Source organism: Seonamhaeicola algicola (genome assembly GCF_007997385.1).
GTDB lineage: Bacteria > Bacteroidota > Bacteroidia > Flavobacteriales > Flavobacteriaceae > Seonamhaeicola > Seonamhaeicola algicola.
Genome location: NZ_VOSC01000028.1, coordinates 2484 through 29103 on the forward strand (window position 1 = coordinate 2484; position 26620 = coordinate 29103).

Consider the following 26620-nt stretch of genomic DNA (forward strand, 5'->3'; position numbering starts at 1 on the left):
TTCAAGAGCATCAAAACAACCATCTCCATCACTATCGTTATCAAGTTGATTTGATATTCCATCTCCATCTGTATCGGGACATATGGTTACTGAAAATAAATCTATAAAATTACCTGTGGCTATACCACCTCCTGCTGTAGATACGCTTTCAAAACCAAAACGCGTTGTTGTTTGTCCAGCTGGTACTGTGTAGGTTCCTGTATAATTTACCCATGCAGTATTGTCTGAACTCATTAATTGTTGAACTACAAGAGTACCTCCTGCAGGGCCAATTAATACGTTAGCTTCATCAGTACCTCTTCTTCCTCTATGCCATATAGACCATGTTATTATCGATCCTGGTGTAGTGGCTACATCTTGGTATAGTTGAGCATCACTAGTGGCATTAATCTCGGCATGCGAACCACCATCAAAAGAAGGTGTTGGAGCTGGGTCTCCTCCATTATGACCAGATTCCCATATTTCAATTCTACCATCGGCAGCAGTTGTACTCCAACCATTAACATTTGCTTGATCAAATTGAAATGATCGATTAGGCGCAATTCCATATGTAACAACAGCATCGGACACATTATAATCTTCAAAACTATCATTAATTAAAGCACTTTCAGTACATTCATCGGCATCTAAAATACCATCATTATCATCATCTAAATCACAAATATCACTCACACCATCACCATCAAAATCGGGATTGCCAGATGTTAATGGGTTACAAGGGTCTGGTAATACATTATTTGATACCGTATCACTTACTCCTCCAAAGTAATCTGCATCTAGATTAGCTGTATTAGTAATGGTTGTTCCAGCAGCTCCAGAATCAACAGAAATATCTAAAGTCACCGTCATCGTTTCTCCTGGTAGTAAATTGACGGCATCACTTTCAACTATCATATTAGCAGGAGCATTAACTGAATTTGTAACCTGTGACCTTGACGGTACCACATAATTAATTGTGAAAGTTGCGTTATTTACTGTATTTACTCCAAAATCATTTGGGTCGTCCCAAAAAAATGTATAATTACCTAAAGCAGAAGGGGATCCATTAATTGTTCCTGTACCGGTCTGGTTTACATTACTCCCTGACACATTACCTCCAAAGGGTGCTGCTGTGACCGAACCACCACCTGGATAATTTGCTATCATATATATTTCTGACAACCAATCTGTTGTACTAACAGTAACATCATAACTATAACCTGTTAAAATAGCGTTGGAAGGTATATCAGCATTTGTTACTACATAAGTTTGTGTTAAACCTGTACTATTAAATGTTTGATTTGAAGGTGTCATTGTATAACTAAAACTACCAGGTGTATATACATCTGTATAATATGTTGAATTTGCCGAACCAGGTATATAGGTAACACCTGAAGGTAAAATATCGGTTACTCTTATATTATTGGCTCTTACTGATCCTGTATTTTCAATTTCAATATCATATGAAATTGTTTGTCCGACAGATACATCATTATTAGTAGAAGATGTTTTGGTAACTTGTAAATTTGGATTAGAAGGAGAAATTCCTGTAAAAACAAATTCAATCGCATCTCCACCGTCTGGTCCTCCTGGGGCTTGAGATGCATCAATGATTATTGTAGTATAAGCTCCGTTTAGTTGAAAGCTTCCTGCGGCGGTTCCATTTGTAGACACACCACATTCTGTAGAAGGAGGTTCTGTTAATAGGGTACCAGTGGTTCTATAAAAAGTTGATGCTGTAGACTCTAAATGTACCCCATTCTGCGATAATTCAGACCATGTACCATTGGTTAATGTAAATAATCCAGAATTAGATAATGTATTCCCTGGACTTCCTAAACTTCCTCCGACCCTATCAACATGTATAATAGGAGTGTTTACAGGCACTAAAGTTGTTGATAAAGGGCCATCAAAAAAGGCAAACTGCAAATTGCCATCAATAACTCCAGAAGCATTTACATTAGCCGTTAAACGTAGTGACGGATTATTATCTACAGATGTATCAGAATAAGCACCAGCACATCCCATCGTCTCTGTTTGTATTTGTGTAATATTATCAATTGAAACCAACCTCACATAAACACTTCCGGCTTGTGCTTGCCACTCCCCACCTGGACCTGATTGAGACCACACTCCTGTCGTTTGAGAATAACTTTTTGTTAGAAAAACAAAAATTAATACCATAAAAAGAAAAAACACTTTTAAATTTTTTCTTTTTGTTAAATGATGAGTATTTGTTGTGATCATGGTAAATTAGTATTTAAAAATTTATTCTAGCTTATTAAATCAACTTTACAGATTAACTTTAGTTGAAATTGTAAATTTATAGTGATATTTATTTAATATTTTTCTTCTTGTTTTAACAGCAATTTTGTGGTGTTGAAAAGCAGTTTTCTTTCGATGAATGATTTCTTTATTTTTTTCATTTCCCAAATTCCCAATCACTTTCTATATTAACCACTATAGACACACTATTTTTAACCTAAGTCACATCATATTACATAAAAATAGTAAGAATTTTATAGCACACCAATAAAAATCTAAATTATAAATTCAATTATTCACAACTCAGCAAACACTTTTAAATGCAATTTAATTAAGACGAAACACCTAAAAGTGTAGATGAATGGTAAACCTCTCCAAAACATAAAGTAAATAGTATTTATACCGCTATTACTTAGTAAGTATCATACTTATTTATATTTTTGCATACCTTAAAATACAACATGGATTTTTTAAAAGAAATAAACCGCAGACGTACATTTGGTATCATTTCGCACCCCGATGCCGGTAAAACAACACTAACTGAAAAACTATTACTTTTTGGTGGCGCTATACAAGAAGCTGGAGCTGTAAAAAGTAATAAAATAAAAAAAGGAGCTACCAGTGACTTTATGGAAATAGAGCGCCAGCGTGGTATTTCGGTAGCTACTTCGGTTTTAGCTTTTGAATATAACAACATAAAAATAAATATTCTAGATACACCCGGGCATAAAGATTTTGCGGAAGACACTTTTAGAACTTTAACTGCTGTAGATAGTGTTATTGTGGTTATTGATGTTGCAAAAGGTGTTGAGGAACAAACTGAAAAACTTGTTGAAGTTTGTAGAATGCGTAACATACCTATGATTGTTTTTATAAACAAACTAGATAGAGAAGGTAAAGATGCTTTTGATTTGCTTGATGAAGTTGAACAAAAACTAGGTTTAAGAGTAACACCACTTAGTTTCCCTATTGGTATGGGTTATGAGTTTAAGGGTATTTATAATATTTGGGAAAAAAATGTAAACCTTTTTAGTGGAGATAGCCGAAAAAATATTGAAGAGACTATTAAAATATCAGATTTAGAATCTACTGAACTAGATAAATTAGTAGGTCAAAATTCTGCAAATACCTTAAGAGAAGAATTAGAATTAGTACAAGGTATTTATCCTGATTTTGATAAAGAAGCCTATAAAAAAGGCGAACTCCAACCAGTATTTTTTGGTTCGGCATTAAATAACTTTGGTGTTAGAGAGCTTTTAGATTGTTTTGTAAACATAGCTCCAACGCCTAGAGCTAAACAAAGTGATACACGTTTGGTAAAACCCGAAGAAAAAAACTTTACAGGTTTTGTTTTTAAAATACATGCCAATATGGACCCTAACCACCGTAACCGCTTAGCATTTGTTAAAATTGTATCTGGTGAGTTTAAACGTAACACACCCTATTTGCATGTTAGAAACAATAAAAAAGTAAAATTTTCTAGTCCGAACGCTTTTTTTGCTGAAAAAAAAGAAATAGTAGATATCTCTTATCCTGGTGATATTGTAGGTTTACAAGATACAGGAAGCTTTAAAATAGGAGATACATTAACTGAAGGCGAAATTTTAAATTACAAAGGTGTACCTAGTTTTTCACCAGAACATTTTAGGTATATAAATAATGCCGACCCATTAAAATCAAAACAATTATTTAAAGGAATTGATCAATTAATGGACGAAGGAGTAGCACAATTATTTACATTAGAATTAAACGGAAGAAAAGTTATTGGCACCGTTGGTGCTCTGCAATATGAAGTTATTCAGTACAGATTAGAACATGAATATGGTGCTAAATGTACTTATGAAAATTTAAATGTTGCAAAAGCATGTTGGGTTGAACCTGAAGATGAAAAAAATGCAGAGTTTAAAGAATTTAAACAGGTAAAACAACGCTTTTTAGCTAAAGATAAACAAGGGCAATTAGTATTTTTAGCCGATTCTTTATTTTCATTACAAATGACACAGCAAAAATACCCAAGTATTAAATTTCATTTTACCTCAGAATTTGATTAAACACAAATTGAAAAATTATCAAAATGTTAAAAATTTTGTTTTTAAACGATAAATTAATACATTTAATCGATATTCATTAATAATCACCCAAAAGATCTACCAATGAAAGTAAATGCTAAAGAGTTTAGTAACAAAGATATTACCGTTACTTATAATCCTCAAAAATGCACATTATCAGGCATTTGTGCTAAAGAACTTTCAGAAGTTTTTAGCGACTCTATAATACCTTGGGTAAATTTAGATAATACCGAAAGTAGCAAAATTATAGAGCAAATTGAACGCTGCCCATCGGGAGCACTGCAATATTTAAAAAAGAAGCAGGAAGCTTTAGTTTAAAATGAAAAATGCCCTTTATAAAATTTTATAAAGGGCATTTTTTCTTCAAAAATTCATAAAAGCTATTTTAAATACTTTTATTTGAAAAAACATTAAGTATTAAATATATTTAGTTATTCAAAACTTAAAACAGATTTAAATGCGTTAAAAAATATAACAAAAATCAATTTTTAAACGAAAATAAATAAATTTAACTTATACCTATTAATTAAGCTTCGCCAGTTGGCCCAAAATTTAATGGTATAGGTGGCTGTTCATAATCTTTTATCTCGCCATGGGCATTTTCAAACCTGTTAACATTATCAGCTAAAGCCTTTAATAAACGTTTTGCATGTTGTGGAGTTAATATAATTCTAGACTTCACTTTATTTTTTGGAACACCAGGCATAATATTAACAAAATCTACCACAAATTCAGATACTGAATGATTAATAATTGCTAAGTTAGAGTATGTACCTTCAGCAACTTTTTCATCTAACTCTATATTTATTTGCCCTTGTTTAGGCTTATTACTATCGTCTGCCATAGAAATTTTTATTTTTAATTTCCGCAAAAGCGGGAATCTAATTTATATAAATTCGTTTTAATAAAAAAGCCTTCAAGTAAATTACATGAAGGCCTTTAATTTTATATGTACTCCCACTTTCGCAGGAATTACAATTATTAGTTATAGTTAAGCTCTTGCTTTACTTGCATCATTTCATCAAATTCTTCTTTTGATCCTACAATGATGTTAGAATAGCGTCTCATACCTGTACCTGCTGGTATTCTATGACCAACAATTACATTTTCTTTTAAGCCTTCTAAAGTATCAACTTTACCAGCTACAGCTGCTTCGTTAAGTACTTTCGTAGTTTCTTGGAACGATGCTGCAGAAATGAATGATTTAGTTTGAAGCGAAGCTCTTGTAATACCTTGTAATATTGGCGTTGCCGTTGCAGGTTGTGCATCTCTTGCCACTACAAGTTGTTTGTCTTCTCTTCTTAAAATTGAATTTTCATCTCTTAATTGGCGTGGTGTTACTATTTGACCTGCTTTTAGGTTGGTAGAATCACCCGCTTCTTCAACAACTTTCATTCCGAAGATATCATCGTTTTCTTTTATGAAATCTGCTTTATGAACTAATTGATCTTCTAAGAAAATGGTATCGCCAGAATCTATAATTCTAACTTTACGCATCATCTGTCTTACAACAACTTCAAAGTGCTTATCGTTAATTTTTACACCTTGTAAACGATACACTTCTTGTACCTCGTTTACTAAATATTGTTGAACTGCTGAAGGTCCTTTGATATTTAAAATATCATTTGGAGTTATAGAACCATCAGATAATGGCATACCTGCTTTTACATAATCATTTTCTTGAACAAGAATTTGATTAGATAATTTCACTAAGTATTTCTTAATATCACCTGTTTTAGACTCTACAATAATTTCACGGTTACCACGCTTAATTTTACCAAATGACACAACACCATCTATTTCTGATACTACTGCTGGGTTTGATGGGTTACGAGCTTCAAATAACTCAGTAACACGTGGTAAACCACCTGTAATATCACCTGCTTTTGCAGATTTACGAGGTATTTTAACCAACACTTTACCTACATTAATTTTCTCTCCATCATCAATCATTAAGTGCGCACCAACTGGTAAGTTGTATGAGCGAATTGTTTCACCGTTACCATCTTCAATATGAATGGTTGGTATTAACTTTTTGTTTCTAGATTCTGAAATTACTTTTTCTTGGAAACCAGTTTGCTCATCAATTTCAACTTGGTATGTAATACCTTGTTCAATATTTTCATATTTAATTTTACCTGCAAACTCTGATATAATTACACCGTTGTATGGATCCCAAGTACAAACAACATCACCTTTTGTTAATTTTTGGCCGTTTTTAATTAATAAATTAGACCCATAAGGAATATTATTAGTACTTAAAGTAATGCCTGTTTTCTCGTCAATTAACTTAATTTCTGATGTTCTTGAAATAACAATATCAACTTCATTACCATCATTATCAGTACCTTTAACAGTTTTTAAATCTTCAATTTCAGCAACACCATCAAATTTAACTGCTAATTTATTTTCTTCAGAAATATTACCCGCAATACCACCTACGTGGAATGTACGTAATGTTAACTGTGTACCAGGTTCTCCAATTGATTGTGCTGCAACAACACCAACAGCTTCACCACGTTGTACCATTTTACCTGTTGCTAAGTTACGGCCGTAACATTTTGCACAGATACCTTGTAATGCTTCACAAGATAATGGCGAACGTACTTCAATACTTTCTATTGGTGTATCTCCAATAGCTTTTGCTATTTTATCATCAATTAAATCACCAGCTTTAACTAATAGTTCATCAGTTAATGGGTTGTGTACATCATTTAATGAAACACGTCCAACAATTCTATCTTCAAGTGTTTCAACAATTTCATCATTTTTCTTTAAAGGCTCAACTTCAACACCTCTTAAAGTACCACAATCTTCAGTGTTAATAATAACATCTTGTGATACGTCAACTAAACGACGTGTTAAGTAACCTGCATCGGCGGTTTTTAATGCCGTATCTGCAAGACCTTTACGAGCACCATGCGTTGAGATAAAATATTCTAAAATTGAAAGACCTTCTTTAAAGTTAGAAAGAATTGGATTTTCAATAATTTCACCACCACCAGCATTTGATTTTTTAGGCTTAGCCATTAATCCACGCATACCGGTTAACTGACGAATTTGTTCTTTAGAACCACGTGCTCCAGAATCAAGCATCATAAACACCGAGTTAAAACCTTGCTGATCTTCACGAATACGTTTCATAGAAAGCTCAGTTAATTCAGCGTTAGTAGATGTCCAAATATCAATTACCTGGTTATAACGTTCGTTGTTAGTAATAAGTCCCATGTTATAGTTACCCATAATACCATCAACTAAACCATTGGCTTTATCAATCATTGTTTGCTTTTCAGCAGGAATAATAATATCACCTAAACTGAATGATAAACCACCTTTAAATGCAAAGTTGAAACCTAAAGTTCTAATAGAATCTAGGAAATCAGCCGTTTCAGGTACCGATGTAACTTTAAGAATATTACCAATAATATCTCTTAATGATTTTTTAGTAAGAACCTGATTGATATAACCTGCTGCTTGTGGTACGTGCTGGTTAAATAAAACACGACCAACAGTAGTTGTAACAATCATTGGTGCTAACTTACCATCTTCATTAATATCAATAACTCTTACCTTAATACCAGCATTTAAATCTACACGCTTTTCGTTAAAAGCAATTTCTACCTCTTCTGGCGAATAGAATGTTAAACCTTCACCTTTAATTGGTACTTCAGGTGTAGATTTGCGTTCTTTAGTCATGTAATAAAGACCAAGAACCATATCTTGTGATGGTACTGTTACAGGCGAACCATTTGCTGGGTTTAAGATATTATGCGATGCCAACATTAATAACTGGCACTCTAAAATAGCTTCTGGCCCTAATGGTAAGTGCACCGCCATTTGGTCACCATCAAAATCGGCATTAAATGCTGTACACACTAATGGGTGTAATTGAATAGCTTTACCCTCAATTAATTTAGGTTGAAAAGCTTGAATACCCAAACGGTGTAATGTAGGAGCACGGTTTAGTAATACTGGATGTCCTTTAAGAACATTTTCCAAAATATCCCAAACCACTGGCTCTCTTTTATCTATAATTTTCTTTGCAGATTTTACAGTTTTTACAATACCTCTTTCAATTAATTTTCTAATCACAAAAGGTTTGTAAAGTTCTGCTGCCATATTTTTTGGCAATCCGCACTCAAATAATTTTAATTCTGGTCCAACAACAATTACAGAACGTGCTGAATAATCTACACGTTTACCAAGTAAGTTTTGACGGAAACGCCCTTGCTTACCTTTTAAACTATCTGATAATGATTTTAACGGACGGTTAGAATCTGTTTTTACTGCTGAAGATTTACGTGTGTTATCAAATAATGAATCTACAGATTCTTGTAACATACGTTTTTCATTACGTAAAATTACCTCTGGCGCTTTAATTTCAACTAAACGCTTTAAACGGTTATTACGTATAATGACACGACGGTAAAGATCATTTAAATCTGATGTTGCAAAACGTCCACCATCTAATGGTACTAACGGACGTAATTCTGGTGGAATTACAGGAATAACCTTCATAATCATCCATTCCGGACGGTTTTCACGGTTATTGTTAGACTCACGTAACGCTTCAACAACTTGTAAACGTTTTAACGCTTCGGTTTTACGTTGTTTAGATGTTTCAGTATTAGCTTTATGACGTAATTCGTATGATAAAGTTTCTAAATCAATTCTAGCTAAAAGTTCAATTAAACATTCAGCACCCATTTTAGCAATAAACTTTTCTGGGTCAGAATCATCTAAATATTGATTATCTTGAGGAAGAGATTCAAGAATATTTAAGTATTCTTCTTCTGTTAAGAAATCCATTTTTTGTAATGGCTCACCTTCTTCATTTTTAGCATTACCAGGTTGAATTACTACGTAACGTTCGTAGTAAATAATCATATCTAATTTCTTAGATGGTAACCCTAATAAGTAACCAATTTTATTTGGTAATGAACGGAAATACCAAATGTGCGCTACAGGTACTACTAAGTTAATATGACCAACTCTGTCTCTACGTACTTTCTTTTCAGTAACTTCAACACCACAACGGTCACAAACTATACCTTTATATCTAATACGCTTATACTTACCACAAGCACACTCATAATCTTTTACAGGACCAAAAATGCGCTCACAAAATAAACCATCGCGTTCTGGCTTATGTGTACGGTAATTAATAGTTTCTGGCTTTAAAACTTCACCTCTAGATTCTGCTAAAATAGATTCTGGAGAAGCTAAACCAATTGAGATTTTATTAAATCTCTTAACTGTATTTTTATCTTGTTTTCTTGCCATTTCTTTTGAATTAGTTGTTGGCTGTTGGTTGTTGGTTGCTGGTTTTAACAACTACCAACAAACAACTAACAACCGTTAAAAATTTTACTCTTCTAATCTGATGTCTAATCCTAAACCTTTTAATTCATGCATTAATACATTGAATGATTCTGGTAATCCAGGATCTGGCATTGGTTCACCTTTAACAATACTTTCGTATGTTTTAGCTCTACCAATAACATCATCAGATTTTACAGTTAATATTTCGCGTAAAGTACTTGATGCTCCATATGCTTCAAGTGCCCAAACTTCCATCTCACCAAAACGCTGACCACCAAATTGTGCTTTACCACCTAATGGTTGTTGTGTAATTAATGAGTAAGGTCCTATAGAACGAGCGTGCATTTTATCATCTACCATGTGGCCTAATTTAAGCATGTAAATTACACCAACTGTTGCAGGTTGATCAAAACGTTCACCTGTTCCACCATCATATAAATACGTATGACCAAAACGTGGTATTCCAGCTTCGTCAGTCAATTCATTAATTTGATCTAGTGTTGCGCCATCAAAAATTGGTGTTGCAAATTTGCGACCTAATTTTTGACCTGCCCAACCTAATACTGTTTCATAAATTTGACCAATGTTCATACGCGATGGTACACCTAATGGGTTTAGTACAATATCAACCGGTGTTCCATCTTCTAAGAATGGCATATCTTCTTGACGAACAATACGTGCAACAATACCTTTGTTACCGTGACGTCCTGCCATTTTATCACCTACTTTAAGTTTACGTTTTTTAGCTATATAAACTTTAGCAAGTTTTATAATACCTGCTGGTAACTCATCACCAACAGAAATGGTAAACTTCTCACGACGTAAAGCACCTTGTAAGTCGTTTTCTTTAATTTTATAATTATGAATTAAATCTGCTACTAACTGGTTTGTATGGTCATCTGTTGTCCATTTACCAGATACTAAATGTGCATAGTCATCAACAGCATTTAACATTTTTAAAGTGAATTTTTTACCTTTTGGTAATACTTCTTCACCTAAATCATTATAAATACCTTGAGCTGTTTTACCATTTACAATAGCAAATAGCTTATCAACTAATACATCTTTTAATTCATCAAACTTTCTATCGTATTGTGCTTCTAAAGCTAAGATATCATCTTTATCTTGTGCACGTTTACGTTTATCTTTTACAGCTCTTGCAAATAATTTTTTATCAATTACTACACCGTTTAATGATGGAGATGCTTTTAATGATGCATCTTTTACATCACCAGCTTTATCACCAAAAATAGCACGTAATAATTTTTCTTCTGGAGTAGGGTCAGATTCTCCTTTTGGTGTAATTTTTCCAATTAAAATGTCACCAGGTTTAACCTCTGCACCTACGCGAATCATTCCGTTTTCATCAAGATCTTTTGTAGCTTCTTCAGATACGTTAGGAATATCGTTAGTTAACTCTTCATTACCTAATTTTGTATCTCTAACTTCTAAAGAATATTCATCTATATGAATAGATGTGAAGATATCTTCACGAACAACTTTTTCTGAAATTACAATGGCATCCTCAAAGTTATAACCTTTCCAAGGCATGAAGGCTACTTTCATGTTTCTACCTAAAGCTAATTCACCTTGTTGGGTTGCATAACCTTCACATAAAACTTGCCCTTTAGTTACTTTATCACCTTTTACAACAATTGGTTTAAGGTTAATTGATGTACCTTGGTTAGTTTTTCTAAACTTAATTAATGGATATGTTTTAACATCAGAATCAAAACTTACTTTAGCTTCATCTTCTGTTCTGTCATATCTAATTTTTATTTCATTTGCATCAACATATAGAACTTCACCAGTTCCTTCAGCATTGATTAATACTCTAGAATCTTTGGCTACTTGACGCTCTAAACCAGTTCCTACAATTGGAGAATCTACTCTTAATAACGGTACTGCCTGACGCATCATGTTAGACCCCATTAATGCACGGTTTGCATCATCATGCTCTAAGAATGGGATTAACGATGCTGAAATTGACGAAATTTGGTTTGGTGCAACATCGGTATAATGTAATTCAGATGGGTCAATTACTGGGAAATCACCTTCCATTCTAGCAATTACCTTATCGTGTAATATTTTACCATCGTCATCTACATTTACAGTAGCTTGCGCAATTAATTTCTCTTCTTCTTCTTCAGCACTTAAATATGTTGGTTCATTTTTAATATCTACAACACCTTCAGATACTTTTCTATAAGGTGTTTCAATGAATCCCATTGAATTTACTTTAGCATATACCGAAAGTGACGAGATAAGACCAATGTTTGGTCCCTCTGGTGTTTCAATAGGACATAAACGCCCATAGTGTGTATAGTGAACGTCTCGAACCTCAAAACCAGCTCTTTCACGAGAAAGACCACCTGGACCTAAAGCTGATAAACGACGCTTGTGAGTAATCTCAGCTAATGGATTTGTTTGATCCATGAATTGAGATAACTGGTTTGTACCAAAAAATGAATTAATTACTGAAGATAATGTTTTCGCGTTAATTAAATCAATTGGTGTAAACACTTCATTATCACGAACGTTCATACGCTCACGAATGGTACGTGCCATACGTGCTAAACCAACACCAAACTGTTGTGATAATTGCTCACCAACTGTACGTACACGACGGTTAGATAAGTGATCAATATCATCAATTTCAGCTTTAGAATTGATTAGCTCTATTAAATATTTTATAATAGTTATGATATCTTCTTTGGTAAGTACTTGCTTATCCATACCGATATCTAACTGTAATTTTTTGTTCATTCTGTAACGACCAACTTCTCCTAAAGAGTAACGTTGATCTGAAAAGAATAGCTTGTCAATTATACCACGTGCAGTTTCCTCATCTGGCGGTTCAGCATTACGTAATTGACGGTAAATATGTTCAACAGCTTCTTTTTCAGAGTTTGTTGGATCTTTTTGAAGCGTATTGTGAATAATGGCATAATCACCTTGTTCAGAACTTTCTTTATGTAAAAGAATAGTTTTAACATCGGCTTCAATAATTTCTTCAATATTATCTTTATCTAAAATAGTATCGCGGTCAAGCACAATTTCATTACGCTCAATTGATACTACTTCACCTGTATCTTCATCAACAAAATCCTCGTGCCATGTATTAAGTACACGTGCTGCAAGTTTTCTGCCTAAGTATTTTTTTAATCCCGTTTTTGATACCTTAACTTCTTCAGCTAAATCAAAAATTTCTAGAATATCTTTATCGCGCTCAAAACCAATGGCACGGAAAAGGGTTGTAACAGGTAATTTTTTCTTTCTATCAATGTATGCATACATTACTTGATTGATGTCTGTAGCAAACTCAATCCAAGAACCTTTAAAAGGAATTACCCTTGCTGAATATAATTTAGTTCCGTTAGCGTGGAATGATTGTCCGAAAAAAACACCTGGAGATCTGTGTAACTGAGAAACAACAACACGTTCTGCACCGTTAATAACAAATGTACCACTAGGTGTCATGTAAGGAATAGTACCTAAGTACACATCTTGAACTATGGTTTCAAAATCTTCATGTTCAGGGTCTGTACAATATAACTTTAACCTTGCTTTTAAAGGCACACTGTAAGTTAGTCCTCTTTCAATACACTCATCAATAGCATACCTTGGTGGATCTATAAAGTAATCTAAAAATTCTAAAACAAATTGATTTCTGGAATCTGTGATTGGAAAATTTTCCATGAAGGTATTGTAAAGACCTTCATCACCGCGTTCTTCAGACTTTGTTTCTAATTGGAAAAAATCCTGGAAGGATTTGATTTGAATATCCAAGAAATCTGGATATTCTGTTCTATTTACAATAGACGAGAAATTTAATCTTTCAGCTTGTGTTGACAACATCAATGAACGGAATTTTGATTAAAAAAAAATAATAAAAACGTATATACTTTTATATACGCAAAATGGTTTAGGTCTTTGAGAGGTACTCTCTAGACCTAAACCTTTGTTCTGTTTGGTTGTTAAGCTTACTTAAGCTCAACCTCAGCTCCAGCCTCTTCTAAAGAAGATTTTAAGCCTTCAGCTTCATCTTTAGATACACCTTCTTTAATTGCGCTTGGTGCATCATCAACTAATCCTTTAGCCTCTTTTAAGCCTAAACCAGTTAATTCTTTAACTAATTTTACAACAGCTAATTTAGAACCACCTGCTGCTTTAAGGATTACGTCAAATTCAGTTTTTTCTTCAGCAGCTTCACCACCACCAGCAGCAGCTCCACCAGCAGCAACAGCTACAGCTGCAGCAGCAGGCTCAATACCGTACTCGTCTTTTAATATGGTAGCTAACTCATTAACTTCTTTTACTGTTAAGTTAACTAATTGTTCTGCGAAATCTTTTAAATCTGCCATTTTTCTATCGTTTTAATAATTTTTTAATTTAATATAATTGTAATAAGTGCGTACTGTTTAATACTATCCTTCTTTTTCAGATAGTGTTTTAATAATTCCAGCCAGTTTTCCACCACTTGATTGAAGTGCTGAAACAACGTTTTTAGCAGGAGATTGTAATAATGTAATGATATCTCCAATAAGCTCTTCTCTAGACTTAATATCTACTAATGCGTCTAACTGATCATCGCCAATGTAAATAGCTTCCTCAATAAAAGCACCTTTTAATAAAGGTTTGTCAGATTTTTTACGGAAGTTTTTAATTAACTTTGCTGGTGCATTACCTGTTTCAGAATACATCACAGATGTATTTCCTTTTAATACAGTAGGAAGGTCCCCAAAATCTTTATCTGAAGCTTCCATTGCTTTTTCAAGTAATGTATTTTTAACTACAGCCATTTTTACGTTTGCTTTAAAAGCAGCACGACGTAAATCTGAGGTTGTTCCTGCGTTTAATCCTGAAATATCAGTTAAATAGATATTTGCATTATTAGCTAATTCGCCAGTTAACTCCTCAATTACTTGTGATTTTTCTTCTCTTGTCATAATAAAAGTTTTAACTAGTTATTAACCAATTTTAGGATCTACAGCAACACTAGGACTCATTGTTGAAGACATAAAAATACTCTTAACATAAGTTCCTTTTGCAGCAGTTGGCTTAAGTTTAATTAATGTTTGTAATAATTCATTTGCATTACCTGCAATTTTATCAGCACTAAATGATGCTTTACCAATAGCAGCATGTACAATACCTGTTTTATCAACTTTAAAGTCAATTTTACCAGCTTTAACTTCTGTAACTGCTTTAGCAACATCCATAGTTACTGTTCCTGTTTTTGGGTTAGGCATTAAACCACGAGGACCTAATACACGGCCTAAAGGCCCTAATTTACCCATAACACTTGGCATAGTAATAATTACATCTACATCAGTCCATCCACCTTTAATTTTGTCAAGGTACTCGTCTAAACCAACATAATCTGCTCCAGCTTCTTTAGCTTCTGCTTCTTTATCTGGAGTAACTAATGCCAATACTTTCATATCTTTACCAGTACCGTGAGGTAATGAAACCACACCACGTACCATTTGATTTGCTTTTCTAGGATCTACGCCTAAACGAACAGCAATATCAACTGATGCGTCAAATTTAGTATTGGTAATTTCTTTTATTAATGCTGAAGCTTCATCAAGTGAATAAAGTCTTCCTTTTTCAATTTTCGCTACAGCTTCTTTTTGTTTTTTTGTTAATCTTGCCATTTTTAATGTTTTAAAGATTAATTAGGGAATTGCCCTGTTACAGTAATTCCCATAGATCTTGCTGTACCAGCTACCATTTTCATAGCAGATTCAATTGTAAATGCATTTAAATCTTGCATTTTATCTTCTGCAATGGTTTTAATTTGATCCCAAGAAACTTTCGCTACTTTTTTTCTGTTTGGTTCACCTGAACCCTTTTTCACCTTGGCCGCTTCTAATAATTGTACTGCAGCTGGAGGGGTTTTAATAACAAAATCAAAAGATTTGTCTTTATAAACCGATATAACAACTGGTAATACTTTACCAGCTTTATCTTGGGTTCTTGCATTAAACTGCTTACAGAACTCCATGATATTAACACCAGCAGCACCTAGAGCGGGTCCAACCGGTGGCGAAGGATTCGCTGCACCTCCCCTAACTTGTAGCTTAACTACTTTACTTAACTCTTTTGCCATTTTTAATAATTTATTTTGATACCAAATCTTAAAAGTTTGGAAGCTAAAGATTGTGTATCTATTTAGTGTAACAATTATTATACTTTTTCTACCTGCATATAACTTAATTCTAATGGTGTTTTTCTACCAAAAATTTTCACCATTACTTCAAGCTTACGCTTTTCTTCGTTAACTTTTTCAATGGTTCCATCAAAACCATTGAATGGCCCATCAATAACTTTAACTGTTTCGCCTTTTGTGTAAGGTATTGCTACGTTTGTTGTTTCTTCAACAGATAGCTCATCAACCTTACCTAACATTCTGTTTACTTCAGATTGTCTTAAAGGCACAGGGTCTCCTCCTTTTGTTTCTCCTAAAAAACCAATTACATTGGTAACAGATCTAATAATATGAGGAACTTCACCTGATAAATTGGCTTGTATCATTATATAACCAGGAAAATAAACTTTCTCTTTGCTTATTTTTTTTCCGTTACGTATCTGAATAACTTTTTCTGTAGGAACTAAAACTTGGTCAACATAATCTTGCATTCCTAATCGAGCAATTTCATTCTCAATATAGGTTTTGATTTTGTTTTCTTGACCACTTACAGCCCTAACTACATACCATTTTTTTTCACTTACTTCAGACATACTCACCTTACATTTAACTAGTTTATTAAATCAAAATAAGCCGAAATAACTTTGCTAAAAACTGTATCTACTCCCCATATAGCTAATGAAAAGATTATTGAAAAAACAGCTACAAGCACAGTTAGATTTTGAGCTTCTGCCCAAGTTGGCCAACTTACGTTTGCTTTGAGTTCGTTAAATGATTCTTTTATATAATTTACAAATCCTGCCATTTATATACTAATTTGCACGGGTTGCGAGACTCGAACTCACGACACCTGGTTTTGGAGACCAGTGCTCTACCAACTGAGCTAAACCCGTAAATATAAGTCAAGATATCCCAACATAAGGAATATCTTGACTTATTATATTTAACTGTATTAGTCTAAAATTTCTGTTACCTGACCAGCACCTACAGTTCTACCACCTTCACGGATTGCGAAACGTAAACCTACGTTCATTGCAATTGGTTGAATTAATTCAACAGTGATAGTTAAGTTATCTCCAGGCATTACCATTTCAACACCGTCTGGTAAAGAAATATTACCAGTTACGTCAGTTGTACGTACGTAGAACTGTGGACGGTAGTTGTTGTGGAATGGTGTGTGACGACCACCTTCTTCTTTTTTAAGGATATAAACCTCAGCTTTGAATTTTTTATGTGGAGTTACAGAACCTGGTTTAGTAATTACCATACCTCTTGAGATTTGAGTTTTCTCAATACCTCTTAATAAGATACCTGCATTATCACCAGCTTCACCTCTATCTAATATTTGACGGAACATTTCAATACCCGTAATAGTAGAAGTTAATTTTTCAGCACCCATACCAATAATCTCAACAGGATCACCAGTTTGAGCAATACCAGTTTCAATTCTACCTGTAGCAACAGTACCACGACCTGTAATAGAGAATACATCTTCAATTGGCATTAAGAAAGGCTTATCCATATCACGAACAGGCTCTTCAATCCAGTTATCACATGCTTCCATTAATTCTAATACTGTATCTACCCACTTTTGCTCACCGTTAAGTGCACCTAAAGCAGAACCAGAAACTACAGGACCATTATCTCCGTCATACTCATAGAAAGATAATAAGTCTCTAACTTCCATATCAACAAGCTCTAAAAGCTCTTCATCGTCAACCATATCAACTTTGTTTAAGAAAACAACGATACGAGGAATACCTACCTGACGACCTAATAAGATGTGCTCACGAGTTTGTGGCATTGGACCATCTGTTGCAGCAACAACTAAAATAGCACCATCCATTTGAGCAGCACCAGTTACCATGTTTTTTACGTAATCGGCGTGACCTGGACAGTCAACGTGCGCATAGTGACGGTTAGCTGTTTGATACTCTACGTGAGAAGTATTAATAGTAATACCTCTTTCTTTTTCTTCAGGAGCGTTATCAATTTGATCGAATGATCTTGCTTCAGAGAAACCTGCGTCAGCTAATACTTTAGTAATAGCAGCTGTTAAAGTTGTTTTACCGTGATCTACGTGTCCAATAGTACCTATATTTAAATGTGGTTTTGAACGATCAAAAGTTCCTTTTGCCATGTTAAAATAATTTAATCTTAGTTATATAATAATATTAGTGTATCCTAATTAATTTTTCTTTTTTTGAGCCAATGACGGGATTTGAACCCGTGACCTCTTCCTTACCAAGGAAACGCTCTACCCCTGAGCTACACCGGCCTTTCATTTACGAATGCCGATTTTAATTTTACGATTTTTGTAATTCTCGTAATTCGTAACTTTTTTTTGAGCGGGAGACCGGGTTCGAACCGGCGACATTCAGCTTGGAAGGCTGACGCTCTACCAACTGAGCTACTCCCGCTTTTTCACAAGTTTAAAACTTGTTTTTTTTCAGAATGCACTCACTTTTCTCGCGCATTCAGTTTCGAGTTACCTCGAATATATTTTTGTGGGAAGAGCAGGATTCGAACCTGCGAAGGTAAAAACCAACAGATTTACAGTCTGTCCTCGTTGGCCGCTTGAGTATCTTCCCAATTTTTCCAGTATTTTAAAGAACTTGCCTTCTTTTTATTTTGAGCCGATAGAGGGACTCGAACCCACGACCTGCTGATTACAAATCAGCTGCTCTAGCCAGCTGAGCTATATCGGCGTTTTTTATACATTTTTACGCATAAAAAAAGTCCGCTATTTCTAACGGACTGCAAATGTATTGATTTATTTCTTTATTCAAAACATTTTTTGAAAAATTTTACTTAATTATTTATTATAAATGTGCTCTTAATTTTTCTTTTCGTTTTTTTAATTGTCTTTCTAAAGATGATGCTGCCATATCTGCACCTTCTTCAAATGTTTTGCATTGCTTTTTTACAACAAAACTATCACCTGGTACGCTTACTCTAGCCTCAAAAACCTTATTGACTTTATCGCTAGTATTTTCTAATTTCAAATACACATCAGACTTAATGACTTTGTCATAAAACAAATCTAGTTTATCCATTCTTTTTTGAATGAAATCTAATAATTTTTTGTCTGCATTGAAGTTAACAGATTGCGTGTTTACTTTCATACTCTTTATTTTATGGTTAGACAATGTTTTTTGCTGTTATTTTTTACTTCTTGGGTGTGCTTTTATATGTACTTTTTTTAATTCAGCTATACTATTGTGTGTATAAACTTGTGTAGCAGCTAAACTAGAATGACCCAAAAGTTCTTTTACAGCATTAATGTTTGCACCTTGGTTAAGTAAATGTGTTGCAAAGGAGTGCCGCAGTATGTGAGGACTCTTTTTAACTTTAGAAGATGCTTTACTAAAATAACTATTTATTATTCTGTAAACAAGTGTTTCGTAAATTTTAACGCCTTTTTTTGTTAAAAAAAAACTATCAGCATCTTTAATTATATTTAATTGATTTCTTAAAGTTAAATACGTTTTTGCTGTTTGTTGTACAGGTTTTAATAACGGCACAAAACGTTCTTTATTTCTTTTACCTAATACTTTTAACGTTTTATTATTAAAATTGAAATTATGTAATTTAAGGTTTACTAGTTCTATTCTTCTTATACCTGTTGAATAGAATAGCTCTATGATAAGTTTATCTCTTACACTTTCAAAATCATTTTCATTATAAAAATCATCTAATACAGTTGTTATTTCTTTTTCTGAAAAAGGTATTTGAACTTTTTTTGTTGTTTTTAAAGCTTTATGTTTTGATAACGGATTATCACTAATACTTTCTGTTTTTAAAAGAAACTTATAATATGTGTTTAATGCAGATATTTTACGGTTAACTGTTTGGTTTGACATTCCGTTTTCAACCAACACAACTATCCAGCGTCTAATTTGAGCATAATTTACCGTATCTATGCTGGAGTTTTGATATTCGTTAGATACAAAGGCTGAAAAACTTTCAATATCATTATTATACGCATTGACTGTTAATTGCGAATAGTTTTTTTCTAATAATAAATAATCTGTAAATGCAGCTAAATTCATTTTAAAAATTAGTTGTAAACTATGAATATACAAATACTAGTTTAATTTGAAGCAAAAAAAATCCCGCTTTACTAAGCGGGATTTATTTTTACATTGTTTGCTGTTATATTTCTTCAGCATCTCTTAAGCCTTGAATGTATTGCGCTTTTTGTATTTGCGCTCTACGAGCTACAGAAGGTTTTGTAAACTGCTTACGAGATTGTAATGCACGTTTAGTACCTGTTCTGTCAAACTTACGTTTGTAACGTTTTAAAGCTCTATCTATATTTTCGCCTTCTTTTATTGGTATTATTAACATAGTATCTTAACCTCCTCTCTTTTAAAGATTTCCGTTTTTTATGAAACGGGCTGCAAATGTAAACATTATTTAATAAGTAGCAACTAAAAAAATAACTTTTTAAGTTGCTGGTTTATAATCTTTACCGTCAATAATAATTTTTGATAGTATTTCTCTTAAAATTTCTGAAGTACCACCGCCAATTGGCCCTAGCCTACTGTCTCTTGAAAGTCTTGCTAATGGATATTCTTCCATGTAACCATAACCACCTAAAAATTGTAAACATTGATAAATTACATCATCAGCCATTTGTGTAGATTTAAGTTTAGACATGGTAGCTTCTTTCACCACATACTCACCTCTATTTAACCTAAATGTAACTACATAATTAAACTGTTTACACACTTCCATTTCAGTATATAAATCTGCTAATTTATGTCTTAAAGCCTGAAACTTATCTATAGTTTTACCAAAAGCCATACGCTCTGCCATGTACTGTTGGGCATATTGCAGTGCAAATTCTGCACGTGCATGTGCATTAACCCCCATAATTAAGCGCTCTAAAGAAAAGTGTTGCATTATATAAGAGAACCCTTTATTTTCTTCTCCTAGCAAGTTATTTAAGGGAATTTTCACATTATCGAATGCAATTTCACCAGTATCAGATGCTCTCCACCCTAACTTATCTAATTTTGTAGCGTTAATTCCTGGAGTATCTCTATCTAAAACAAAAATACTTATGCCTTTGTTTCCTACTTCCGGGTTTGTTTTTGCTGCAACTATTAAATAATCACTATAAACACCATTTGTGATAAATGTTTTTGATCCATTTAGTACGTAAAAATCACCTTGTTTTATAGCTGTTGTACGCATGCCTGCCACATCACTTCCTCCAAAAGGTTCTGTAATGCAAAGGCACCCTACTTTATTGCCAGCAATACTTGGCGCTAGATATTGCTGCTTAATAGCCTCGCTTCCTTCGGCATTAAGATGTGTCATGGCTAGATATATATGTGCCCAAACGGCAGCAGCAAAGCCTCCTGAATTAACTTTTTGAAGTTCTTCAAGTAAAATGACCATATAAAACATGTCTAAATTTAGACCGCCATAAGCTTCGGGGTAGCTAATACCCAAAAAGCCCATATCTCCAAGTTTTTTCCAGATAGATGTATCAATAGTTCCATTTTTTTCCCATGTATTTACATGAGGTACTACTTCTTTTTGTAAAAAATCTTTTAAACTTTCGCGGAAGAGATTATGTTCTTCGGTGAAGTACATATTGTTCATTTGCAACTTTTTTAATAGAACGACAAATATAATTTAATTATATCTATTTTGTTTAATGGAATGCCTTTAACTTTCAACAATTGTTCAAAATTTTTATAGCCTTCAAGTAAAATTCTTTGTTCTATAATATTATGAGCTATTTCATAATCTATATACTGAATTGTAACTAACTCATTTACAGTTGCTGTATTTATGTTAATCTTTTTTATTTGCCTTGGTGTTTTAACTGTAAACTTATTTGTTATACGGTTAATAACATCTGGTGTTAAACCATACACATCTTGCAATTGTACATCTGCTATAAAACCACCCTCAAATTTGTTTCGGTATTTAATTATACGGTTTGAAAGCACAGCACCTACCCCATTTACTGCTTGTAGTTGTTTAGCTGTTGCCTTATTTAAATCTAGCTTTTGATTAAATGTTTTAGATACTTTAACTACATCTGTTCTTTTTGAGTTTGAAGTGGTGTTAATATGCCTTTTAGGAAATTTAAAATAGGGAGAAATAATGTTTAATAATGAATCTGAAACTTGTGTTACTTTTTGAAACTCTTCAGTTGAATTAACCCATTTATCTTGTTTTCTGTATGCCAATAACCTATCTATTTGTTCATTAGTCATTCCTAAAGTTTCTCCTTTAAAATCCGTTATAAAATTAGGGTTAAAAGGAAATATTTTAGGTTTTCTTGCTTCAAGTTCTATTAGTTTTAATGAATCAATTTCTTTTTGAAACGCATTATACATATTTTCATCAACCGTTATTTCTTTTGTGTTTGGTGGCACAAAAAAATAAACAGTTTGTAAAATAGCAATACTTAGTAACAATAAAAAAATCCCATTTCGTTGTTTTTTAGTAAACGTGAAGTGGGATTTCATAAAATGAGATAATTATATTAATTACATGTGTTTTGTGAGATCTTCAGCTCCTTCATCTAAAGCTTCTTCTTTTACATTAATAGCTCTCATATACTTTTTCAATTCTTTACTAATAATTGGTGAAAGCACAATTACACCTATAATGTTTGGAACAACCATAGCGAATATCATGGCGTCAGAGAAATCTACAACTGCGCCTAAACTTATTGATGCCCCAAGGACTACAAAGAATAAAAACAGTATTTTATAAACTAAATCACTAATTTTTCCTTTACCGAACAAAAATATCCAACCTTGCATACCGTAATATGACCAAGAAATCATAGTTGAAAAGGCAAACAATATAACAGCTATTGTTAATACAATTGAAAAGTGTGGTATTACAGTATCAAAAGCAGTTGCTGTAAGTTCAACACCTTCTTTAATTGGCACGCCGTACTCCATAAACTGTCCGTCAAAATTGGTAATTACAATAACTAAGGCCGTCATTGTACAGATTACTACTGTATCAACAAATGGCTCTAAAAGTGCCACTATACCTTCACTTGCTGGGTATTTTGTTCTTACAGCAGAATGCGCTATTGCAGCACTACCTACACCAGCTTCATTAGAGAAAGCACCACGCCTAATTCCTTGAATCATTACACCAATTAAACCACCGGCAATACCTAAACCAGAAAAAGCACCTTCAAAAATAAGTCCGAAAGCATCATCTATTAAATGCCAATTGGCTCCTAAAATTATTAATGCAGCCAACACATAAATTCCTGCCATAAATGGCACTACTTTTTCTGTTACTGAAGCTATACGTTTAATACCTCCAATAATTACTATGGCAACCAAAAATGCCATTACTATACCAAAATACATGCCTGCATTTGAGTTTTCAAAATTAAAAAGCTTTGTAAACTGAGCTGCCGCTTGGTTAGCTTGGAACATATTACCGCCACCAAAAGAGCCTCCTATAACAAAAATGGCAAATAATACGGCTAGTACTTTACCAAAACCTTTCATATCCTTTTCTCCAAAACCTTTAGTTAAGTAGTACATTGGACCTCCGTAAACAGTACCATCTTCACCTACATCTCTGTATTTAACACCTAATGTACATTCTGCAAATTTTGAGGCCATACCTAATAAACCAGCAAGTATCATCCAAAAAGTAGCTCCTGGACCACCAATTGACAATGCTACTGCTACACCAGCAATATTACCTAAGCCAACGGTAGCTGATAATGCTGCGGTAAGCGCCTGAAAGTGTGACACCTCACCATGTGCACTATCATCTCTTAGTGTTTCTATAATGTTTTGGTCTTCGTTTGGTGTTTGGTCACCATACAAAGTATCGGCTCCATGTTTTTCAATGTCTTCATATTTACCTTGAACCACCCTAATAGCGGTTCTAAAACCTGTTACATTAATAAACCTGAAGTATATTGTAAAAAAAAGGGCGCCACCTATTAAAACGATTAGCACCCACGGAATTTTATATGTTTCAGAAAACGGAATTTCATAAAAAATAGCATCAACAAACCAGCCTGTATAATCTTTAAAAACCTTATCGATTTTTTCTGAAGTGGTTTCTTGAGCAAATGTTAAAAATGGAAAAATAATTGAAGTTATTAATAGAAGATATTTCTTCATATGAATATTATAATTAGTAAGTTTTTGTTAATAAATTGTTATTAATGGTAGCAAGATGCTAAAAATTATTGAATTTTTAAAATAACTAGCGTTAATTATGGTATTTCAATTTCAATATCAAATATTGAATTAAGCTCATTAATTTGCTCTGGACGCCCTAAAACTATTATTTTAGAATTTGGTTCTAACACCATTTCAGCTTCAGGGTTTACAGTATAAACACCGTTTGAGTTTTTATAACCTATTATATTACAGCCTGTTCTTTTACGGAGGTCTAAATCTTTTATAGTTTTTGGTAGTTTAGATTTGTATAGCTTTTCTACACTAATTTCTTCAATATTAATATTTGCTTCACCTACAATAGATAGGTTATCAATAAATTCCATTAAACCAGGTACTACTACTAATGATGCCATGTGGTCTCCCCCAATCATATCTGGTAAAATAACATTATTAGCACCAGCTAACTTTAATTTATTGTATGATGATTCTTGTGATGCCCTACTAATAATATTTATATTTTTATTCATTTGACGTGCAGATAACACCACAAATAAGTTATCGGCATCATTTGGTAAAGCTGATATGAAATTTGATGCTCTATCTACTCCTGCTATTAATAGCACTTCATCTTCATTGGCATTACCAATTACGTATGGCACATTATCGGCTCTTAATTTATCTTCTACCTCTTTATCTTTTTCAATAACAACAAATGCTTTATTGTGTGCCATTAGTTTTCTGGCGGCTTGTTTACCATTTCTTCCGTATCCGCAAATAACAACATGGTTGTTAAAACTATCAATTTGTTTTTGCATTTTTTTATGTTTTAATTCTTCAACATCATTTTTGCTTAAAATATACTCTGTTATAATGGAAATAGCGTAACCAACAATAACTACGCTTGCTAAAATTAAAAATATGGTGAAAACTTTGGCCTGATCATCTAACGGTACAACTTCACCAAAACCAACAGTGGTCATGGTAATAACCGTCATGTAAAGCGCATCTACCCATGTGTAGCCAGAAATAAATTTATAGCCTACAACACCAACCAGCATTAAAATTAATAGCAATGTTAATGCTGTGTATATTTTAGATCTGAAAAGCCTTATTAACGGATTCATACACTTATAAATCAAAAACCGATGAGCGTTTGGTGTAAATTAAATCTTTAATTCGCATCCAAAAAGCTAAAAATAAGTATAATGCAAACCCAAAACCTACGGTAACAAAAGTTAAATACATAAACGACAACCTTACAACTTTTGCCCTAATACCCAACCTATCTGCAATACGTTGGCACACATAATACCCGTGTTTTTGAAAAAAATAAAGTGGTTTGTATTTATTCATGCCTGCAATTTAAACTTTAGTTTACTAATTGTGAAGTTATTTATTTAAAATTGAATTACCAATAGCACACTGTAAGCATTTATTTTTACTACAATACTCATTTTTAAGCTGAAGTAATGCTTGCGATTGTAATGAAGATTTTGATACTTTTTTTAATTTATTAAAGGCTGTAATTATACTATTTTTTTCGGAAGCAATTGCTAAAGCTAATTCAATAATTTCATCATTAACAACATTTCCTTTATGCTTAGCATAACAAAACTTTATTGGCAGAATGGTATTTATTAATAATAAATTTATAAATGATTTTGTTAGTGCTTTTTTAGTTTCTTTTGATGTTTTTTGAAATGTATAGTGTGTTTTCCAAAAGAGGCTAGTATCTATTGAAAAAAGATTATAAAAGCCCTCTAACGAGTTAGTTTCAATTATTTTAGAAAATAAATTTTGATGCTCATTATACAAACTTGCCAATTGCGCTAACCTAATAGTTGGAAAATTTAATGGACGTAGCCTAAAAAACTGAATAGGCGTAACACCTAATGTACTTAAACTAAACTTTTGCTTTAAAAAAACATACTCATTTTGCAAACTTATATAGTAAGGCTCTTGCACTGTATCTTGCAACAAACCTGCTTGCCCAAATAGTAATGCCTCTAAACTTAATTTGTTACTTTGTGTTTTTCTTATAACTGAAAAATTTACAGATTGTGAAATACTAAAAAAAGCATCGGCGTTTACTTTAAGTCCAAAATTTTTAGCCATTAACTTAAATAAAACAGCTTCCCAATTATTCATTGATGTTTTAAGCAATGTTTCAATAGCTTCTGTTTTTTGTTGTAAACGTTCAAAAAACAAGCGTTCTAACCAATTATTAATTAAAAAGGCATCAGTTTTTTCAAAATCATGTTGGCAATTTATCCATTTACCTTCTTTATTAAAAAGTGTTTTATAGTCGTTTATAATAGTTTCGCTTATATAATTTTTTAATTGAAGTGTAGGTATTGTGGTATTGCTGTTTCTAAAAACATCGGTATCATGCTCCCAAACCACATGCAAAATAACATTATCATAAGCGGTATCTTTTTCATGATTATGTAAAAACCAATCAGATGCATTTACATGAATTTCAACATTACCCGCCCATAATTGGTTATCAATAGTTATTTGCGCATTAAAAAAATCTGGTCCTGCATTGGTATTATGCTGCCCAACACTATTTATTACAATGGCTTCACCTTGCGTTGTTTGTAAATTGGCGGTGTTAATTTTTTTATGTTTCCAGAGGTAATGTAAAAAACTTTCTTGCATGCTTCAATATATAAAAAACTATACTAAAT

General features: G+C 33.0%; 22 protein-coding genes and 5 tRNA genes. 2 read left to right on the top strand and 25 right to left on the bottom strand.

The window, feature by feature from the left end; genetic code table 11:
* Positions 1–2112, bottom strand: a 2112-nt coding sequence (locus FUA26_RS12015; protein ID WP_186826915.1) for a DUF11 domain-containing protein, incomplete at its 3' end; no start/stop codon positions are given.
* Positions 2113–2705: 593 nt separating this feature from the next.
* Here FUA26_RS12015 and FUA26_RS12020 point away from each other — a divergent pair.
* Complete coding sequence (locus FUA26_RS12020; RefSeq protein ID WP_147136379.1) at positions 2706–4295, top strand: peptide chain release factor 3; 1590 nt, start codon at positions 2706–2708, stop codon at positions 4293–4295.
* Between the two features lie 102 nt (positions 4296–4397).
* The gene (locus FUA26_RS12025; RefSeq protein WP_147136382.1) at positions 4398–4631 is read left to right on the top strand and encodes a (4Fe-4S)-binding protein; all 234 of its coding nucleotides are present in this window, start codon (positions 4398–4400) and stop codon (positions 4629–4631) included.
* Between the two features lie 208 nt (positions 4632–4839).
* On the opposite strand, the gene FUA26_RS12030 is transcribed toward FUA26_RS12025, so the two are convergent.
* The 24 genes from FUA26_RS12030 to FUA26_RS12145 form a co-directional block, all read right to left on the bottom strand.
* Positions 4840–5157: a DUF3467 domain-containing protein gene (locus tag FUA26_RS12030; protein WP_147136385.1), complete on the bottom strand. Its 318-nt coding sequence runs from the start codon at positions 5155–5157 to the stop codon at positions 4840–4842.
* 137 nt (positions 5158–5294) lie between these two features.
* Complete coding sequence (gene rpoC / locus FUA26_RS12035; RefSeq protein ID WP_147136388.1) at positions 5295–9596, bottom strand: DNA-directed RNA polymerase subunit beta'; 4302 nt, start codon at positions 9594–9596, stop codon at positions 5295–5297.
* A gap of 84 nt (positions 9597–9680) precedes the next feature.
* Entirely contained in the window at positions 9681–13493 is a 3813-nt protein-coding gene (rpoB, locus tag FUA26_RS12040; protein WP_147136391.1) for a DNA-directed RNA polymerase subunit beta, read from the bottom strand.
* A 125-nt stretch (positions 13494–13618) separates the two neighbouring features.
* Entirely contained in the window at positions 13619–13999 is a 381-nt protein-coding gene (rplL, locus tag FUA26_RS12045) for a 50S ribosomal protein L7/L12 (protein WP_147136394.1), read from the bottom strand.
* A 63-nt stretch (positions 14000–14062) separates the two neighbouring features.
* Entirely contained in the window at positions 14063–14584 is a 522-nt protein-coding gene (rplJ, locus tag FUA26_RS12050) for a 50S ribosomal protein L10 (RefSeq protein WP_147136397.1), read from the bottom strand.
* Positions 14585–14605: 21 nt separating this feature from the next.
* Complete coding sequence (gene rplA / locus FUA26_RS12055; RefSeq protein ID WP_147136400.1) at positions 14606–15295, bottom strand: 50S ribosomal protein L1; 690 nt, start codon at positions 15293–15295, stop codon at positions 14606–14608.
* A gap of 17 nt (positions 15296–15312) precedes the next feature.
* Positions 15313–15750 (bottom strand): 50S ribosomal protein L11, encoded by a 438-nt coding sequence (gene rplK / locus FUA26_RS12060; RefSeq protein WP_147136403.1) that lies wholly within the window; start codon positions 15748–15750, stop codon positions 15313–15315.
* 77 nt (positions 15751–15827) lie between these two features.
* A complete protein-coding gene (gene nusG / locus FUA26_RS12065; protein WP_147136406.1) occupies positions 15828–16382 on the bottom strand; it encodes a transcription termination/antitermination protein NusG in 555 nt (184 codons plus the stop codon).
* Positions 16383–16399: 17 nt separating this feature from the next.
* A complete protein-coding gene (gene secE / locus FUA26_RS12070) occupies positions 16400–16594 on the bottom strand; it encodes a preprotein translocase subunit SecE (RefSeq protein ID WP_147136409.1) in 195 nt (64 codons plus the stop codon).
* 15 nt (positions 16595–16609) lie between these two features.
* Positions 16610–16682: transfer RNA gene (locus tag FUA26_RS12075), tRNA-Trp, on the bottom strand.
* Positions 16683–16741: 59 nt separating this feature from the next.
* Entirely contained in the window at positions 16742–17929 is a 1188-nt protein-coding gene (tuf, locus tag FUA26_RS12080) for an elongation factor Tu (RefSeq protein WP_147136412.1), read from the bottom strand.
* Between the two features lie 66 nt (positions 17930–17995).
* Positions 17996–18067 (bottom strand) — tRNA-Thr (locus FUA26_RS12085).
* Between the two features lie 69 nt (positions 18068–18136).
* A tRNA-Gly gene (locus FUA26_RS12090) sits at positions 18137–18209 on the bottom strand.
* An 88-nt stretch (positions 18210–18297) separates the two neighbouring features.
* Positions 18298–18380 (bottom strand) — tRNA-Tyr (locus FUA26_RS12095).
* 43 nt (positions 18381–18423) lie between these two features.
* A tRNA-Thr gene (locus FUA26_RS12100) sits at positions 18424–18497 on the bottom strand.
* A 114-nt stretch (positions 18498–18611) separates the two neighbouring features.
* Positions 18612–18914 (bottom strand): ribosome hibernation-promoting factor, HPF/YfiA family, encoded by a 303-nt coding sequence (hpf, locus tag FUA26_RS12105; protein ID WP_147136415.1) that lies wholly within the window; start codon positions 18912–18914, stop codon positions 18612–18614.
* Positions 18915–18950: 36 nt separating this feature from the next.
* Positions 18951–19841: a tyrosine-type recombinase/integrase gene (locus FUA26_RS12110; protein WP_147136418.1), complete on the bottom strand. Its 891-nt coding sequence runs from the start codon at positions 19839–19841 to the stop codon at positions 18951–18953.
* A 103-nt stretch (positions 19842–19944) separates the two neighbouring features.
* Entirely contained in the window at positions 19945–20139 is a 195-nt protein-coding gene (rpsU, locus tag FUA26_RS12115) for a 30S ribosomal protein S21 (RefSeq protein WP_147136421.1), read from the bottom strand.
* 99 nt (positions 20140–20238) lie between these two features.
* A complete protein-coding gene (locus FUA26_RS12120) occupies positions 20239–21405 on the bottom strand; it encodes an acyl-CoA dehydrogenase family protein (protein WP_147136424.1) in 1167 nt (388 codons plus the stop codon).
* An 11-nt stretch (positions 21406–21416) separates the two neighbouring features.
* A complete protein-coding gene (locus FUA26_RS12125) occupies positions 21417–22283 on the bottom strand; it encodes a ComEA family DNA-binding protein (protein ID WP_147136427.1) in 867 nt (288 codons plus the stop codon).
* A gap of 21 nt (positions 22284–22304) precedes the next feature.
* Positions 22305–23927: an alanine/glycine:cation symporter family protein gene (locus FUA26_RS12130; RefSeq protein ID WP_147136430.1), complete on the bottom strand. Its 1623-nt coding sequence runs from the start codon at positions 23925–23927 to the stop codon at positions 22305–22307.
* A 95-nt stretch (positions 23928–24022) separates the two neighbouring features.
* Entirely contained in the window at positions 24023–25054 is a 1032-nt protein-coding gene (locus FUA26_RS12135; protein WP_147136532.1) for a potassium channel family protein, read from the bottom strand.
* Between the two features lie 4 nt (positions 25055–25058).
* Positions 25059–25283: a PspC domain-containing protein gene (locus FUA26_RS12140; protein WP_147136433.1), complete on the bottom strand. Its 225-nt coding sequence runs from the start codon at positions 25281–25283 to the stop codon at positions 25059–25061.
* A gap of 36 nt (positions 25284–25319) precedes the next feature.
* A complete protein-coding gene (locus FUA26_RS12145) occupies positions 25320–26591 on the bottom strand; it encodes a DUF2851 family protein (RefSeq protein ID WP_147136435.1) in 1272 nt (423 codons plus the stop codon).
* Positions 26592–26620 lie beyond the last annotated feature (29 nt).

What these genes read in the sequence shown, in the direction of transcription:
- FUA26_RS12130 (WP_147136430.1), bottom strand. Translation starts at nt 23,927, where the DNA reads ATGAAGAAATATCTTCTATTAATAACTTCAATTATTTTTCCATTTTTA.
- FUA26_RS12025 (WP_147136382.1), top strand. Translation starts at nt 4,398, where the DNA reads ATGAAAGTAAATGCTAAAGAGTTTAGTAACAAAGATATTACCGTTACT.
- rplL (WP_147136394.1), bottom strand. Translation starts at nt 13,999, where the DNA reads ATGGCAGATTTAAAAGATTTCGCAGAACAATTAGTTAACTTAACAGTA.
- FUA26_RS12135 (WP_147136532.1), bottom strand. Translation starts at nt 25,054, where the DNA reads ATGAATCCGTTAATAAGGCTTTTCAGATCTAAAATATACACAGCATTA.
- rplA (WP_147136400.1), bottom strand. Translation starts at nt 15,295, where the DNA reads ATGGCAAGATTAACAAAAAAACAAAAAGAAGCTGTAGCGAAAATTGAA.
- rplK (WP_147136403.1), bottom strand. Translation starts at nt 15,750, where the DNA reads ATGGCAAAAGAGTTAAGTAAAGTAGTTAAGCTACAAGTTAGGGGAGGT.
- rpoB (WP_147136391.1), bottom strand. Translation starts at nt 13,493, where the DNA reads ATGTTGTCAACACAAGCTGAAAGATTAAATTTCTCGTCTATTGTAAAT.
- FUA26_RS12030 (WP_147136385.1), bottom strand. Translation starts at nt 5,157, where the DNA reads ATGGCAGACGATAGTAATAAGCCTAAACAAGGGCAAATAAATATAGAG.
- FUA26_RS12020 (WP_147136379.1), top strand. Translation starts at nt 2,706, where the DNA reads ATGGATTTTTTAAAAGAAATAAACCGCAGACGTACATTTGGTATCATT.
- FUA26_RS12140 (WP_147136433.1), bottom strand. Translation starts at nt 25,283, where the DNA reads ATGAATAAATACAAACCACTTTATTTTTTTCAAAAACACGGGTATTAT.
- rpsU (WP_147136421.1), bottom strand. Translation starts at nt 20,139, where the DNA reads ATGTTAATAATACCAATAAAAGAAGGCGAAAATATAGATAGAGCTTTA.
- hpf (WP_147136415.1), bottom strand. Translation starts at nt 18,914, where the DNA reads ATGAAAGTAAACACGCAATCTGTTAACTTCAATGCAGACAAAAAATTA.
- rpoC (WP_147136388.1), bottom strand. Translation starts at nt 9,596, where the DNA reads ATGGCAAGAAAACAAGATAAAAATACAGTTAAGAGATTTAATAAAATC.
- FUA26_RS12145 (WP_147136435.1), bottom strand. Translation starts at nt 26,591, where the DNA reads ATGCAAGAAAGTTTTTTACATTACCTCTGGAAACATAAAAAAATTAAC.
- FUA26_RS12120 (WP_147136424.1), bottom strand. Translation starts at nt 21,405, where the DNA reads ATGAACAATATGTACTTCACCGAAGAACATAATCTCTTCCGCGAAAGT.
- tuf (WP_147136412.1), bottom strand. Translation starts at nt 17,929, where the DNA reads ATGGCAAAAGGAACTTTTGATCGTTCAAAACCACATTTAAATATAGGT.
- rplJ (WP_147136397.1), bottom strand. Translation starts at nt 14,584, where the DNA reads ATGACAAGAGAAGAAAAATCACAAGTAATTGAGGAGTTAACTGGCGAA.
- secE (WP_147136409.1), bottom strand. Translation starts at nt 16,594, where the DNA reads ATGGCAGGATTTGTAAATTATATAAAAGAATCATTTAACGAACTCAAA.
- nusG (WP_147136406.1), bottom strand. Translation starts at nt 16,382, where the DNA reads ATGTCTGAAGTAAGTGAAAAAAAATGGTATGTAGTTAGGGCTGTAAGT.
- FUA26_RS12125 (WP_147136427.1), bottom strand. Translation starts at nt 22,283, where the DNA reads ATGAAATCCCACTTCACGTTTACTAAAAAACAACGAAATGGGATTTTT.
- FUA26_RS12110 (WP_147136418.1), bottom strand. Translation starts at nt 19,841, where the DNA reads ATGAATTTAGCTGCATTTACAGATTATTTATTATTAGAAAAAAACTAT.